General features: G+C 43.2%; 10 protein-coding genes and 1 pseudogene. 3 read left to right on the top strand and 8 right to left on the bottom strand.

The window, feature by feature from the left end; translation table 11 throughout:
• Positions 1–4: 4 nt before the first annotated feature.
• The 3 genes and pseudogenes from AC3CH3_RS16340 to AC3CH3_RS16330 all read right to left on the bottom strand — a co-directional run.
• Entirely contained in the window at positions 5–2,419 is a 2,415-nt protein-coding gene (locus tag AC3CH3_RS16340; RefSeq protein ID WP_488538687.1) for an integrase, read from the bottom strand.
• Entirely contained in the window at positions 2,413–4,746 is a 2,334-nt protein-coding gene (locus tag AC3CH3_RS16335) for a hypothetical protein (RefSeq protein ID WP_488538686.1), read from the bottom strand. Before AC3CH3_RS16335 ends, AC3CH3_RS16340 begins: the two co-directional genes overlap by 7 nt.
• Before the next feature lie 143 nt (positions 4,747–4,889).
• Positions 4,890–5,405: pseudogene (locus AC3CH3_RS16330) on the bottom strand (mechanosensitive ion channel family protein); the annotation flags it as partial.
• A 186-nt stretch (positions 5,406–5,591) separates the two neighbouring features.
• On the opposite strand from AC3CH3_RS16330, the gene AC3CH3_RS16325 reads away from it, so the two are divergent.
• Both AC3CH3_RS16325 and AC3CH3_RS16320 read left to right on the top strand, forming a co-directional pair.
• Positions 5,592–6,248 carry a potassium channel family protein gene (locus AC3CH3_RS16325; protein WP_019820412.1) on the top strand — a complete coding sequence of 219 codons (657 nt, stop codon included), beginning with the start codon at positions 5,592–5,594 and terminating at the stop codon, positions 6,246–6,248.
• A 19-nt stretch (positions 6,249–6,267) separates the two neighbouring features.
• A complete protein-coding gene (locus AC3CH3_RS16320) occupies positions 6,268–7,635 on the top strand; it encodes a TrkH family potassium uptake protein (RefSeq protein ID WP_017065604.1) in 1,368 nt (455 codons plus the stop codon).
• 98 nt (positions 7,636–7,733) lie between these two features.
• On the opposite strand, the gene msrB is transcribed toward AC3CH3_RS16320, so the two are convergent.
• On the bottom strand, positions 7,734–8,876 hold the full coding sequence (msrB, locus tag AC3CH3_RS16315) for a peptide-methionine (R)-S-oxide reductase MsrB (protein WP_488538685.1): 1,143 nt from the start codon (positions 8,874–8,876) through the stop codon (positions 7,734–7,736).
• Positions 8,877–9,077: 201 nt separating this feature from the next.
• Here msrB and AC3CH3_RS16310 point away from each other — a divergent pair, with 201 nt between their 5' ends.
• Positions 9,078–9,476 (top strand): OsmC family protein, encoded by a 399-nt coding sequence (locus AC3CH3_RS16310; protein WP_488538684.1) that lies wholly within the window; start codon positions 9,078–9,080, stop codon positions 9,474–9,476.
• 130 nt (positions 9,477–9,606) lie between these two features.
• Here AC3CH3_RS16310 and AC3CH3_RS16305 read toward each other — a convergent pair whose 3' ends face one another.
• The 4 genes from AC3CH3_RS16305 to phnW form a co-directional block, all read right to left on the bottom strand.
• The gene (locus tag AC3CH3_RS16305; protein ID WP_019820418.1) at positions 9,607–10,671 is read right to left on the bottom strand and encodes an OmpA family protein; all 1,065 of its coding nucleotides are present in this window, start codon (positions 10,669–10,671) and stop codon (positions 9,607–9,609) included.
• Between the two features lie 340 nt (positions 10,672–11,011).
• Positions 11,012–11,830, bottom strand: a complete 819-nt coding sequence (gene phnX / locus AC3CH3_RS16300; RefSeq protein ID WP_488538683.1) for a phosphonoacetaldehyde hydrolase — start codon at positions 11,828–11,830, stop codon at positions 11,012–11,014.
• 84 nt (positions 11,831–11,914) lie between these two features.
• Positions 11,915–13,354, bottom strand: a complete 1,440-nt coding sequence (locus AC3CH3_RS16295) for an aspartate aminotransferase family protein (protein ID WP_488538682.1) — start codon at positions 13,352–13,354, stop codon at positions 11,915–11,917.
• Entirely contained in the window at positions 13,354–14,457 is a 1,104-nt protein-coding gene (gene phnW, locus AC3CH3_RS16290) for a 2-aminoethylphosphonate--pyruvate transaminase (RefSeq protein WP_488538681.1), read from the bottom strand. The genes AC3CH3_RS16295 and phnW overlap by 1 nt, the downstream gene beginning before the upstream one ends.
• Between the last annotated feature and the right edge of the window lie 35 nt (positions 14,458–14,492).

Raw genomic sequence — 14,492 nt, 5'->3', positions numbered from 1 at the left:
ATCCTTAATCTAAGTCTTTTATTTTTAGTAAGAGGTTGAAGTCCTTAACTTCCTCTCCGTCAACGCCCTTTACTGTGAAAAAGTCTGGCTCTAACGTAATTAAACCTTCATCAAGAAGTGTAAGCACCTCAGATTCAACATCCTGTTCTTTTTGAATCTGGCTAATAGTAGGAACGGTTGAATAAGACTCATCATCGTAATCCTCTGCCGCTTCACTAAGTGTTAGGATTGTTATCGGGGTTGAGGCGTCACCCGTTAATCGCTCAGCAATTATCTCACGAAGCTCTTCAATACCATCAAGATCGGCAATGTCTGATTCTGGGTCAACGATGCCACGCACAATCACACTTGCCTTCGCTCCGTTTAGTACCTCGCCCGTCTCGGATTCAGATATGTAACGGTATAGATGTTCCATATCGGTATGTGCAAGCATCCAGCGAAGCGAGTCCATGCCGTCAAAGCCTTTCGACCAGAAGAATGCCATCGCAAAAAAGCGTCTGAATTGGTGCTGACGCACGTAGTTCCTGCGATACTCCCCATCAGGGTATTGAACTAAATCCGTTTCGAAAAAATCACATGCAGCATCAAGATATCCATTAAATGTGTCTACGGCGATAGGTGATAAATGACAACTCTGGGAATCTAAAACATTGAAGAGAGACAGTTTTTTGTGATCTAGCTTTAAATCCATTGCTTTTATATTGAACTGCTCAAGACGCCAAATGAGTCGAGCAATAGAGAGTGGAATCGGTCTTTCTATAGTGGCGTTCTTTTCACTGTCGCCCGACTTCTTAACCTTGAATACTAAATTATATTCAGATTGACTTCCTTTTTCTGAAAAGGGGTCAATATTAGGGGAGAGGTTTTCATGCGATTTCAGATTGACTAATTCATCTTGTCGCCTTGCCATGATTGCACCTACGAGTATCTGTATTGCACCTTGGAGTACCGAAAATAGATCAAAGAGACTTTCATTGTTTCTTATTTTACCGTAGCGACTTTCATCACTTAGTGTGAAGCGTTCGATTTGTTTAACCCCTTTTTCTTGGTAATCACTGCTCAAGCAATTTACCCCGCCAGCTTGAAACCAGTAGCCCCGCTCTTTAGAAGCCATATTTCGATGTCGGGCTTCATCAAACGCTTTGGTACCTACAATAGGGCGAAGTCGGTTGGAGTTCGCTACTATTGATTTATCTTTCCCCTCTGAAAGTTGAGTTAGTGTTTCATCCAGTAGATTAACTGTGCTTGTACCTTCGGGAAGGTGCTCCATTGCAAATTCGAAGCACTGCTTAATTAAATTAAATACGAATTTAGGCGGTAGTGTTCGTGTTCGTCCTGACTTTTTGATGTCAACCAATAATCCAACGCTACGACTATTAAGCTTTTGGGACATTAAAGGTGGCTGAGCAGCATCCTTACGTTCAAGGCTGGTATAAATCAGGTTCAGTGAAGAGAGATAGGCTGAAATACCAACCTCGCTCATGCCTGATGAAGTATCAGCATTTTCAACCGCACGGTACTCAGTTATTTGCGCAGTCCCTTTAATGTGCAGTTCTGGATAACTTCTCAACCCAATAATATCGTGATAAAGCGCTTTACCCTCAAATAACAACGCGATAAGCCTTGCGATATTGCCGCCGTATATATAACCTCTGGCAGTTGTTTTATAAAAACCCTGCTTAAAAAGCCACGCACAGGCTTTTTGGCGATGCTTTAAAGACAAGCGAGTGTCATCGTAATGAGTGGTTTCTAATATATGTGGGTAGCTATCTTGAAATTGTTGAACTTCGTCGTCTGAAATCTCATCACTGACTTGATTAAGAAGAACTTCGGCTCGCTTATCAAAGTCATACACACCATCAATGCGATTCTCGGCTAATTTCATTAGGATATTACGCCAGAAATCTTCGTTCACATTTTGTAGTTGGTATTCCGCAAGTTTTAACGCTTTGGAGTTCAATAAGATAGCGTTGATAAAAAGGATAACCCGATTAAACGCACCACTGGCTGTCGCGTTCTTTACTAGTTGACCACCATTTTCAAAGGGGTTACCAACCGCCAAAAGCCAGTATTTAAAGGCATTTAAGAGCTTTTTATGGGCTTTATCAGTCAGATTCTTCCCGTCATCCAAATAGACGCTATCCCAATATATGGTTCTAGGTTTACTCTTGAACTTGACTACCCATTGCGCGTCTTCAAAGCTCGACTCTAACCACTTAGGCTTTTTTTCGTCATAGTCGTAAATGCCAGTATGCGAGTTCGCTAGGATGTCTAGCACTCGGTAGTCATCGTTGAATGCTGAATAATTGATAACATCTCTAACCACATCAGAATCCAAACCATCAAGAAGGGAGTGGTCTAATACAATATCCTCTATCAGTTGAGCTGTTTGGTTATTATTAATGTTGACATTTAACATACTAACGCTCCACTGATTAAGTTGGTGTCTATTTTATTGTTGGATGCAATTTCGTACATATCCATCAGCTCCGCATCACCTTGATAATTACTGCTGGTCATTAGGGAGTCAGTAACGAACACGGCTGACTGATACCAATGAGAAACAACGTCTAAAAAATTCACCTCGTCATCAGAGTTTTCAACAATAAAGCGAATTGCCATTAACAACTGTAAGAGTGATGTTGAAATTGTGTACGCAACCTCATTAAAAGCCACATCAGCATTGTTGTGGCCTGCTGCCTGTTGCCTGAAACCATGATCGAAATGCTCTGGAACACCACTCAATCCATGATTCTCTAAAAATTCTTGAATATCTTCTGCGCTCATATTTACGGCTTGCAGCAAGTGTTTAGAGTCCTTTAAAGCTTCGAGTAGAATCGCATTTTGGAACTGTCGCACCCATCTGGCATTAAAGAAGTCCATCAAAGGTTTAGGTAAGTACGAAGCAAGTAATTTCGGATCTTTACTCTTATGCCCTAATGCTTCGGCAACAGCGTCCATTGATTGACTTTCAAGATAGATTTGAAAACCACGATGCCTTCTCACGGAGCGCAATGAGTAAATTTCCGTAATCTCTATGGCGTCTAATGGGGTGATGTTCAAATTTTCATCCATCAATTTTGGTTCACGCAACCAATCGGGAAACTCAGTATTATGAATCTTAGAGTTATGGATGTAATGGATAGGTAATACAGAAATTGGTGTCGCAGTGAGCATCATTTTTCGCCACCCTTTTCCCCCTTGGTTTTTCAAATAATCACGAGCCATCTGAGTATGCTGTATTAAAAACTCAACCACCGACTTACTGAACTCATTAAGTATCACTGTTTGCTGTGCGTCATTTGTTCCTTTACGAGACTTATAACTCACCGCAACATACTGACCGTTCATTTCCTTGTAACCTGTTTGATTGCCATTTTTATCAAACAGACACCACTTATCAATCCAGCTAGGCGTAATTAGAGGGTGCTCCATGATAAGTAATGTCAGCAGCACATGAAGTGTTGATTTAGTAGGGATATTCAGTTCTTTTATGAGTTGCGGCGTATTGCCTTTAAAGCCTAAGAACCGTAGGTACTCCGCCCTTCCTTTAATCCCATAATGGGAGAACGTAGCAATAGTATTTTCAAGCTCATCCTCACCACAATAACCATAATAATCGGAGTTGTGTTTAACACTTACAGGCTTCACTGAGCCTATTTTCACGTACTCTTGGTTTCTCGCTTCACGCTCTATAAGTTCTTTAAACTTTAATTGGCACACATGCTTGATATGAGACATATCCCTATCCAATCGCTGCGTGATAATTTTAATGGTTTCTTGGTCCTTGATTTTTAAAGGGATATTCGCGAACCAGCGAAGAGCTTCTTCTTTTTTTGGCTCTCCGCCAATAGAAAAGGTGGGTGCTTTGCCCATTGGATCTTTCCACGCAGGGATAATGAAGGGCTTAAGTGGCTCATCGAAAATGCCCGTGTCGATAAAGCACTCTTTATAGATGCCAATTGTATTCTTCCATTTATTATGGAAGGACTTGGGGCTGAGCTGAGAAGCTTGAGAGAGAGCCAAATTGATTTTATATATCTTATGAAAGAAGGCTTGGGTGTGATTTCGACTGAGACAGGTTTCTATCGTAAAGCCGTTGCGTTTGGTATAGGCACTCGCCATGCCTATGAATAGATTCTTAAGGTTAGTGATGCTACCTCTAAGTGTTGTACTATTCTGCTTAAATGCGTAATTGTTAATGGCCGAATGAATTTTATCCGTAAAAGACTCCCCAAATGCAACATAAATAGCGTCTAGATGAACTTCCTGCTTATTGCCTTCTTTTGATTCAACGCTCCAACCGTTCAGATATTTCGCTTTTGTCTGATCAACCTTAATCTCACAAAACTGTTCAATACAATTTGAGATATCCTCTGCAACTTTAACAGTAGAAAAATTGATGTTATCAAACGTTAATTGCTTATCCTGTGCGATGCGCTCAAATACTTTTTTATATTGCAGGCAGTAACCGTATTTTCCTCTTAACGTTAACCTGTCGTTTGAGTAGATGAGACCTACTAATAACTGAAAATGTTGATTGAGCATTTTCGAGTCATTTAAAATATCCAAGCCTGAGTAATTACCTTGTTTCATTAAGTAGCAGTAGGCTTCATAAATATGCACTAATACTGACTTACTTTTCCCACATTCTACAGCATCAATTACAGACACTACATAGGTAGAGTACCCAGTCGATAACGCCCCTTTTATTAGTGAGAGTTCAGAAAGTATCGCAGTATTCATTTTCTCACCATAAATTTGACAACTAAATTGATACTATCTGTCACTCTGACAAGTGTCAATGTGCCTTTGGGTGGTTTTTATCTATTTTATCTTTCAAATTTAAGGGTTTAGATAATAGTGATAATAATTTAGCATCAGGATTACAAGCCACCCACACCACCAAAGGTCAGAAGGCCAGACAGGCTGAGACCGAATGCTTGCATGATCGTAAGGCCGCCCATCACCATAAAGAACAAGCGAGCGACTTTCGCTATAGCTTGTACTGTGGTTTCGTCTCTGGTTTTTTGCTCTAAGACATAGGCTTCTGTGTTAGTGATCATTCGTAAGGTAAACCAAACGAAGGTACAGATAATTAATATGTTCTTAAGTGTTTTTAACCAGTTGATTTCATTGCCAAACTGGTCTTGAAGGATGAGCCCGACAGATACAGTAGCAGGCCAACACCAAAGTAACGTGCTGACAGGGGTTTTTAGTGCCTCTAGCAGTAGATCGTCCCAGTGAAATGGGGTTTTCTGAACCAGAATTTCTAAGCGATTATGGATAATTCGCCAAGCTACCCAAGCGAGAAAACTCGCAATAGTGATGAATAGGACGCTGTTTGCCCAATCACTATGGCTCTGGTTGATGTAGGTTTGTACTTGGGTTATGAATTCATTCATTGTGTGTGCTGCCGCAGAAATTATGAATTGGAAATTAGCAGAAACTCGAGTTGTTCTCTACCTTTATAAATCAAGCGATTATGACAATAGTATAACCTTATTCTTGCAGAACTAACTTTTTTTGAGATAGAAACTAATGTAGGTTTGGCTATCCCGTGTAATTAAAATTTCTAAACAGGATTTCAAATGAGCGACAAACAATATGCAGTTATCGGTTTAGGGCGATTTGGTTTATCTGTTTGCAAAGAGCTACAAAGTTCAGGCGCACAGGTACTCGCCGTCGATATTGATGAAGAGCGAGTGAAAGAAGCGGCGGCTTTTGTTTCACAAGCGATTGTTGCGAACTGTACAAGCGAGGAGACCGTCAAAGAGTTAAGACTCGACGATTACGACATGGTGATGGTGTCGATTGGCTCTGATGTTAACTCAAGTATTCTGACTACTCTGGTGGTAAAAGAGTCAGGCGCAAAAGCTGTTTGGGTAAAGGCGAACGATAAGTTTCACGGCAAGATCCTTTCTAAGATTGGTGCCGACCATATCATCATGCCCGAGCGCGATATGGGTATTCGTGTTGCGCGCAAGATGTTGGATAGACGCGTTCTTGAGTTTATCGATCTTGGCAGCGGCTTGGCGATGACGGAGATTGTTATTGGTTCTAAACTGTTGGGTAAGAAACTTGGCGACCTTAAGCTGTGTAAAGAAAATGGTGTTGAGGTACTTGGCTTCAAGCGAGGACCGAACCTCACTAAAGCACCAGAATTGGATGTGAGTTTAGAAATTGGGGATGTGGTGATCATCGCTGGGCCGAAAGAGACCTTATCTAGAAAGCTACGCAATTGGTAATTGGCAATAAGGTAACAGTATGAATTCGTTAAAACGAAAAGGTACTTTCTACACGCTTAAGAGTGATAAAAAGCCGCGTAAAGGCTCTGAACCTAAGATTATCCTTACGAGTTTCTTAGGCGTACTTATCCCCTCTGCAATATTGTTGACGATGCCTGTATTCTCCGTGACAGGCCTAAGCTTTACGGATGCACTGTTTACAGCAACCTCGGCGATCAGTGTGACAGGTTTGGGTGTTGTCGATACGGGTGAGCATTTCACCTTGGCGGGCAAAATCTTACTGATGTTCTTGATGCAAGTCGGCGGGTTAGGGCAGATGACCTTATCTGCAGTACTGCTATACATGTTCGGTGTTCGGTTAAGCCTTAAACAACAAGCACTCGCGAAAGAAGCGCTTGGCCAAGATCGTAAGATTAACCTTCGCAAATTAGTTAAGAAGATCATAATCTTTGCATTAGTGGCTGAATTTATCGGTTTTGTATTGCTCTGTTTCCGCTGGGTGCCTGAGATGGGATGGTCAACGGGTAGCTTTTATGCACTTTTTCATGCGATATCAGCATTCAACAACGCAGGTTTTGCACTGTTTTCAGACAGTATGATGAGTTTTGTTGATGATCCATTGGTGATCTTCACGTTAGCTGGTTTGTTTATTTTCGGTGGCTTAGGCTTCACAGTCGTCGGCGACCTATCGAGTAACTGGCGTAAAGGTTTTCGACATCTTCATTTACACACCAAGATTATGCTAACCGCCACTCCGACTCTATTGTTGGTAGGTACGGTATTGTTCTGGCTGTTGGAAAGAAATAACTCAGCAACCATGGAAGGATTATCGACTCAAGGGCAGTGGCTAGCCGCATTTTTCCAGTCGGCTAGTGCTCGTACTGCTGGCTTTAATAGTGTGGATTTGTCTCAGTACACTCAGCCTGCATTGTTGGTAATGATTGTACTGATGTTGATTGGTGCAGGTTCTACCTCAACAGGTGGTGGTATTAAGGTTTCGACCTTTGCAGTCGCTTTTGTCGCAACATGGACCTTCCTACGTCAGAAAAAGCACGTGGTGATGTTTAAGCGCACTGTGACTTGGCAAGCGGTAACAAAGTCGTTGGCCATTATTGTGGTAAGTGGGGCGCTATTAACCACCGCGATGTTTTTGTTAATGCTTACTGAAAAGGCAGCGTTTGATCGAGTCATGTTTGAGGTGATTTCTGCCTTTGCAACGGTTGGTTTAACGGCTGGCTTAACCGCAAACCTGACTGAGCCCGGTAAATACATCATGATTGTTGTTATGGTGATTGGACGTATCGGTCCTTTGACCTTGGCTTATATGCTAGCTCGCCCAGAACCTTCCTTGTTGAAATATCCAGAAGACACGGTGTTGACTGGTTAATTAGGTTCACGGGCTGATAAATAAAGCTCTGTCAATAAAAACAAAGCCAGCGATATGCTGGCTTTGTTGTCGTAGGCTGACCGTTAATTGCTGAATGCTTAGCCCTCAAACATCTCAACGTATTCTTCGTAGCCTTCTTCCGCTAATTTATCCGCAGGGATAAAGCGCATTGCGGCTGAGTTCATGCAGTAACGTAAACCTGTAGGTTTAGGGCCATCTTTAAATACATGACCTAGATGAGAATCACCAAATTTACTGCGGACCTCGGTTCTTGGGTAAAGCAACTTGTAGTCGGTAGTGGTTACGACATAAGCCTCACTGATTGGTTGCGTGAAGCTCGGCCAACCTGTACCTGATTTGTATTTGTCTTTTGAAGAGAACAACGGCTCACCAGTAACGATGTCGACGTAGATACCTTCCTGTTTGTTATCCCAGTATTTGTTATCAAACGGGCGTTCTGTCGCGTCATCTTGTGTTACATCGTACTGCAGTGCGGTTAGCTTCGCTTTGATCTCTGCATCAGACGGCTTGACGTAGGTCTTAGCATTAGCTGTCGCATTTTTGCTGTCGATGATCTGACGGATAGTTTGTGGATTCTCTTTTCTATCGTCCCCGAAGATTTTATCTAAGTACTGGTCACGACCTGATGCGTAGCGGTAGTAGTTATAACGAACTTTACTCTTCTTGTAATAGTCTTGGTGATAGTCTTCCGCTGGCCAGAATTTTTCAAATTCAATCAGTTCTGTTTTTAGTGGTTCACCAAAGATATTAGCTTTGTCGATCTCCATCATGAAGTTCTGAGCAACATCTTTTTGTGCTTGGTTATGATAGAAAATAGCTGGTCGATATTGAGGACCTCGGTCTACAAATGAACCTTTGTCATCGGTTGGGTCGATGTGTCTGAAGAATTGGTCAAGAACCTGTTCATAGCTAACAACATCAGGGTTGTAAGTCACGTTGATCACTTCGATGTGACCAGACTTGCCTGAGGATACTTGTTTGTAGGTTGGGTTTTCTAGTTTACCACCAGAGTACCCAGAGATAACGTCAGTGACGCCTGTCAGCTTTTCTAGGTCGGATTCTGTACACCAAAAACAACCACCAGCCAGTGTCGCGATTTCACTTTTACCTGAATTAGCTGTTTTATCCATTGTATTGGCAGTGCCAGTCTGGCTTACAAACAGCGAAATCAGTGGTAGCGCAACCACGAGTGATACCAATATTTTAGATAATTTATTCATAGATACCTCATCTTGACGTTCTTCTCATTCGATTTTGAATGTACGAATAGAGACAGGTTTTAGATGGAAAAAATTGCATCATTCATGAAAAAAATATGTCATCGAGAAAATCTTGCTCATAAATGCCGCCAGTAGTAGGGTGTCGGTACTAACAATAAATAATAGACAGTGATGGCGGTTATCGGTCATCTAAGGAACTGTATGCAAGCAGAAGTTAAATGGGTCGAAGGCTTTAAATTCTTAGGTCAATCTCAATCAGGTCACTCTGTCGTGATGGATGGAAGTGGTGGTGCTACTGCGCCAAGCCCGATGGAAATGGTGTTAATGGCTGCTGGTGGTTGTAGCTCTGTTGATGTGGTTGATGGTTTGAAATCTGCAGGCCAGAACATCACAGGCTGTAATGTAAAGCTGGATACCACACGTAGTGAAACCGCGCCAAAAATCTTTACTGTGATTAACATTCACTTTGAAGTATCGGGTGACAACCTTGATCCTGAGTTAGTTGCAAAAGTATGTGCTGACTCGCTAGAAAAATACTGTTCAGTATGTCTAATGTTAGGTGCTGGCGTAGAAATGACTCACAGCTGGGAAATCGTTTAGTTTTCGGATTGTACAGCTTGGCTTTGGGCCGTTACTTTACGGCTTACGGCTTATTAGAAAGACAGATAAAGAAAAGGGCGGAGCATTTTGAGTGCTCCGCCCTTATTATTTCGGCTAAGGTAGAGTGCTGTTATTCAGCAGTTTCTACGATAACTTCTTCAACTTGTACTTCTTCTTGGTATTCGAAACCAGGGATCGTTGCGTCGACACGACGGTTTTGAGCACGACCCTCAGCAGTATCGTTTGTTGCTACTGGGTTTTCTTCACCTTCACCTGTAGCAGTAATACGGTCTGCTTCAATACCTTGCTCTTCGATGTATGCAGCTACAGCGGCAGCACGTTTCTTAGAGATCATCATGTTGTACTCAGCTGCACCTGTTGAATCGGTGTGACCAACTACATTGACTGACGATTGAGGGTAAGTTTGCAGCACTTCTACTAGTGGCATTAGAGCAGTTTCACCCTCAGTTGACAGTTCAGTGCTGTTTGTCTCAAACATGCCTTGAGAGAAGCTTTCAGTTTGCGCTTTAATTACAACAGTCTCTTCTTCAACCACAACGGCTTCAGGTTCTGCAATTGGTTCAGCTGGAGCCTGTGTTACTGCTGCTGCAGTAGCTACTGTTGCTGCTGAAGCTGTCGTGTTACCTGTACCGAAATTGTAGCTTAGACCAATGGTAACAAGGTTAGAGTTAAGGTCTTGGATAATCTTATCGTCAAAATCATCGAAGTATTGATATTCAACTCTAAGCGCCCAATCGTCTGAAAGCTGTTTCTCGGCACCGATACCTAAGGCTAAAACAACGTCGTCTTCGTCATCGTGCATGATGTAAGCAGGACCTGCTTTAAAGAAGATATCAAACTCTTGTTTAATCGCTAGTCGATACATTGGGCTTAAAGAAATGGCTACGATAGAATCGCTGTATCTTTGAGTCGCTCCGTTGTTGTTAAAGCTGGTTTCATAATCACCTAAGTAATCTGCATTCAATTCTAGAGCAATGTTATCGGTAAAGTTGTAACCACCGTAAATACCGCCCGCCACTGAATCATCTTCACAATCAATGTTGTCGATACAAGCGCTATCTAGCCAACCCATGCCAACTTTTGCGCCTACGTATGTCGTTGCGGCAATTGATGGAGCAGCAGCGAAACCTGAAGCAGCTATCACAGCACACATGATTTTTGACAATTTTTTCATAATCTTATCCTTGGATTAACTCTTATTGTTATCTGAATGAGCCTTTAAAGCGACGACTTACTGATTGGGACACTGCAACAGTAGATCGTTCAAGGCGTAGATTCAGGTCGAACCTATCTTGGAACTGTTATTACATTGTTAGTGCAGTTGCTTATTATGGTCAATGAAATTGTTAAAATTTATATATTTAAGGTGCTATTTACAGAGGTTTTTGTCAATTAATTGTTGTCTCAAATATTGGAAACAAAGAAACCTCGTATCATTTTTAGGTGATACGAGGTTTCTTTTTATGTGTGCGGATTATTGGGCTATAGGCCCTGATTTGAAGAAGTTACAGGAGTTATGGGCGCTCACCTGCCAGCAAACGCTTTTCAATATCTGCAATGACACCTGGTAGGTCTGCAATGGTATCGATTAGGTAGTGAGGGTTTGACTTGTTTAGCTTAAGGCTCGCTTTTTCTCGTGCTGCTGCCAGTGTTGTTTCGTCTGCATCTAAGTATTCTTGATACGTTAAGCCTGCTTCGTTGCCTGATAACACAAGACCTACCGTCCACATGCCTGCGTTGTGACCTTCATCAATGCCCGGGGCTGCATCATCCACTTTCACACAGGCTGCAACGTTTGTTACGCCTAGGTCAATCACGTTTTTAAGTGCCATGAATGGTGCAGGGCGACCGCCTTGCGGTAAGTCATCAGTCGCTACTACGTTGTCTGGTCGATAGCCGTAATCTGCTGCTGCAGGGATGAGTACATCCATTACTTCACGGGGGTAACCAGAACATGAACCGATTTTTACGTTCTTCTCTTTTAGGTTATTCACCACTTCAATCGCGTTTAAAATTGGCGCTGCGTGGTCAGCTACTTTCGCTTTTTGAAGAGGCATAAATGCCGCATAGATTGCATCAACGTCTTCACTGGTCATCGAGCGCCCAAATTGGGCATTCCAACGCGCATCAACAGCCGGGATTCGACCCACTGCTTGGATGTGGTCCCATTTGCCGATCCCCATAGGTTCACGCGCTTCTGCTAAGTCGATATCAAAGTCGAAACCTTGTCTGAATGCTTCAACGAAAATACTGGTTGGAGCAAATGATCCAAAATCAACGATAGTGCCAGCCCAGTCAAAAATAACCGCTTGGATAGGTGATGTTGTGTTCATAGTCGTGTCCTATTTCTGTTCTCTCCCGGCTCAGGTTGTTCTGGGAGACGAATGATTGTTTTAAGTTATTGGTTAGATGATGGTTTAAAGGTATTCAAAGTCTTTACAGACTTTTGCTATCGCTTTTTCGAATACAGACAGAGCGACTTCTAGTTCGCTGCGGCTGATGATCAATGGTGGGCTCAACTGAATCACATTACCTTGTGACACCTTGAAACTCAGGCCATCGTTTAGACATTGGTACAGCACTGCTTCTGCTTCATCGAAAGCTCGGGTTTTGGTTATGTGGTCGGTGACCAATTCAACGCCCCAGAGTAGACCGATGCCGCGAACGTCACCAATGACTGGGTACTTCTCTTTCATTTGAAGCAGTTGTTCACGCACGAATACGCTGTCCGCTTGTACTTTTTCAAGTAGGTTTTCTTGCTCAATCACTTCCATGGTCGCGAGTGCTGCCGCGCAACCGATTGGGCTTTTCTCATGGGTGTAGTGACCAAGAGATACTTGCGCTGCCGTGTTGTATTTGTCTTTTGTGATCATGGCTGCAATTGGAACCAAGCCACCGCCAAAACCTTTACCGATACATAGGATGTCAGGTTCGATATCAAACGCTTGGTGTGTGAACCATTCACCGCTGCGACCCATGCCGTTTGGAATGTCATCGATGATCAACATGACGTTGTGTTTGTCACATATCTCACGGATACGCTTCCAATAAGCCTGACTTGGCACTTGAACATCTGTGTTACGAACCGCTTCTGCAATGAAGGCGCCAATACCGCCTTCTTTTTCAATCACATATTCTAGGTAATCGGCGTAGTGCACATCACATGCAGTCTCGTTTGAATCGCTAGCGTTATTCCCACTTAACGGAAAACTATCGTGAAGCGGGAAAGCACCGCGATAAGAGACGGCTGGTGGAATACGTTCTACGCCTGCCATTAACGGTCCCATGCCTTCGCGGAAACAGGCTTCACCGCCGACAGAGATAGCATCCAGCGACGCGCCATGGAATGAGTCCCATAGCGACACTACTTTGAAGTTGTTAGTGATATGTCGAGCCAGTTTGAGCGCCATGCCGATCACCGATGTACCACCGGGAGCAAACAACACGCGATTCAAATCACCACCGCAGATCTGTGTCAGCTTTTCAGCGCACTGAATGGCTGCTTCATTGGTAAAGCGACGCGGTGAAAACGGCAATGACGCCATTTGCTGAGTCACTTTATTAATAATATGTGGGTGGCCATAACCTAATTGGTGAACATTATTGCCGTGAAAGTCCATGTATTTCTTGCCGGTCGCATCTTGAATATAGATGCCTTCTGCGGCTTCAAGTGTGTCTAGACAAGGCGTTGACATCGCTTGATGAAGAAACACGTCAGAGTCACGCTTTAACATCGCTTGTGTTGCATCATCGTTTAGCGACTCATTCCATTTTTCACGCGCTGGTGTGGTGTTCACATCGCCTTCGCTTCGAAAGTGTGTCGCCTTTAGAACGGGCTCTTGATTGGTCGTAGTCATTATTTGATGTCCCAGTACATAGCGTTTTTCACCGCGCCAATTAGGTCTTCAATGTCTGACGGGTAAACTTCACCGATGTTACCGATACGAAAGCAGTCTGCGTTTGAAACCTTGCCCGGGTAAATCACAAAACCTTGCTCTTTCAAACGGTCATAGAACGCCTTGAATTGGTAATCGCTATGTGTTGGAGAGTAGAAAGAGGTGATGATAGGTGAGTGAAGGTCATCATTTAGCAGAGGTTCAAAACCAAGAGAGCGCATGCCAGCAACCAATGTGGTTTGGTTGGTTTGGTAGCGATTATGACGAGCTTCGATGCCGCCTTCTTGTTCCAATTCAAGCAAGGCTTGGTAAAAAGCGCGCACTGTGTGAGTCGGCGAGGTGAAGCGCCATTTACCATGGTTGCTTTCCATGCAGTGCCATTGGTCAAACAAGTCAAGGCTTAAGGAGCGAGCTTGGCCTTTACACTTCTCGAGATCTGATTGCTTAGCAATAACAAAGCCGAATCCAGGTACACCTTGAATGCACTTGTTTGCTGAGCTGATCATGTAATCGATACCCAAGTCAGCAATATCCATAGGGATACCGCCAAAGCTCGACATCGCGTCAAGAATGACGGTTTTGTTGTGCTGTTTTGCCAATTTGGCAATGTCTTCAATTGGATTCAGCATGCCGGTGGTGGTCTCACAGTGCACAATTGCCACGTGAGTAATGTCTGAATCCATGGCCAATGCCGTTTCCATTTCGTTCAAGTCAGGCTGTGATGTTTCACCTGGAGAAACGACAAGGCATGGAATGTTTAAATAGTCTGCGATTTGAGCAATACGAGCGCCGTACGCGCCGTTATCAACAACCAGAAGCTTACCGCTGTTAGAGATAACACTGCCAATCGTAGCTTCAACTGAAGCGGTGCCGCTACCTTGCATTAAAACGCTTGTGTATCCCGCTTGCTTAGTCGCCAAAGTCACTAGCTTGCTACGAATCACTTCAACAACGTCTTTGTTGTATTCATCATCCCAAGTACACCAGTCTTTTAGCATCGCTTGGCGAACGGTTTCAGAAGTAGATAGAGGACCTGGTGTCAGTAGTAAGTATTCGTTTCTCATGTTCAACTCTCGTGATTTGCGTTTTGGACTATACC

It is taken from the genome of Vibrio sp. QJM3NY_35 (assembly GCF_057785915.1).
Note: the sequence above shows the minus strand (reverse complement) of the source record. Positions and strands in the feature narration are given on the sequence as shown.

Bases quoted from the DNA above. Each gene is read 5' to 3' on its own strand.
- AC3CH3_RS16305 (WP_019820418.1), bottom strand. From the start codon at position 10,671: ATGAAAAAATTGTCAAAAATCATGTGTGCTGTGATAGCTGCTTCAGGT.
- phnX (WP_488538683.1), bottom strand. From the start codon at position 11,830: ATGAACACAACATCACCTATCCAAGCGGTTATTTTTGACTGGGCTGGC.
- AC3CH3_RS16295 (WP_488538682.1), bottom strand. From the start codon at position 13,354: ATGACTACGACCAATCAAGAGCCCGTTCTAAAGGCGACACACTTTCGA.
- AC3CH3_RS16325 (WP_019820412.1), top strand. From the start codon at position 5,592: ATGAGCGACAAACAATATGCAGTTATCGGTTTAGGGCGATTTGGTTTA.
- AC3CH3_RS16340 (WP_488538687.1), bottom strand. From the start codon at position 2,419: ATGTTAAATGTCAACATTAATAATAACCAAACAGCTCAACTGATAGAG.
- AC3CH3_RS16320 (WP_017065604.1), top strand. From the start codon at position 6,268: ATGAATTCGTTAAAACGAAAAGGTACTTTCTACACGCTTAAGAGTGAT.
- AC3CH3_RS16310 (WP_488538684.1), top strand. From the start codon at position 9,078: ATGCAAGCAGAAGTTAAATGGGTCGAAGGCTTTAAATTCTTAGGTCAA.
- msrB (WP_488538685.1), bottom strand. From the start codon at position 8,876: ATGAATAAATTATCTAAAATATTGGTATCACTCGTGGTTGCGCTACCA.
- phnW (WP_488538681.1), bottom strand. From the start codon at position 14,457: ATGAGAAACGAATACTTACTACTGACACCAGGTCCTCTATCTACTTCT.
- AC3CH3_RS16335 (WP_488538686.1), bottom strand. From the start codon at position 4,746: ATGAATACTGCGATACTTTCTGAACTCTCACTAATAAAAGGGGCGTTA.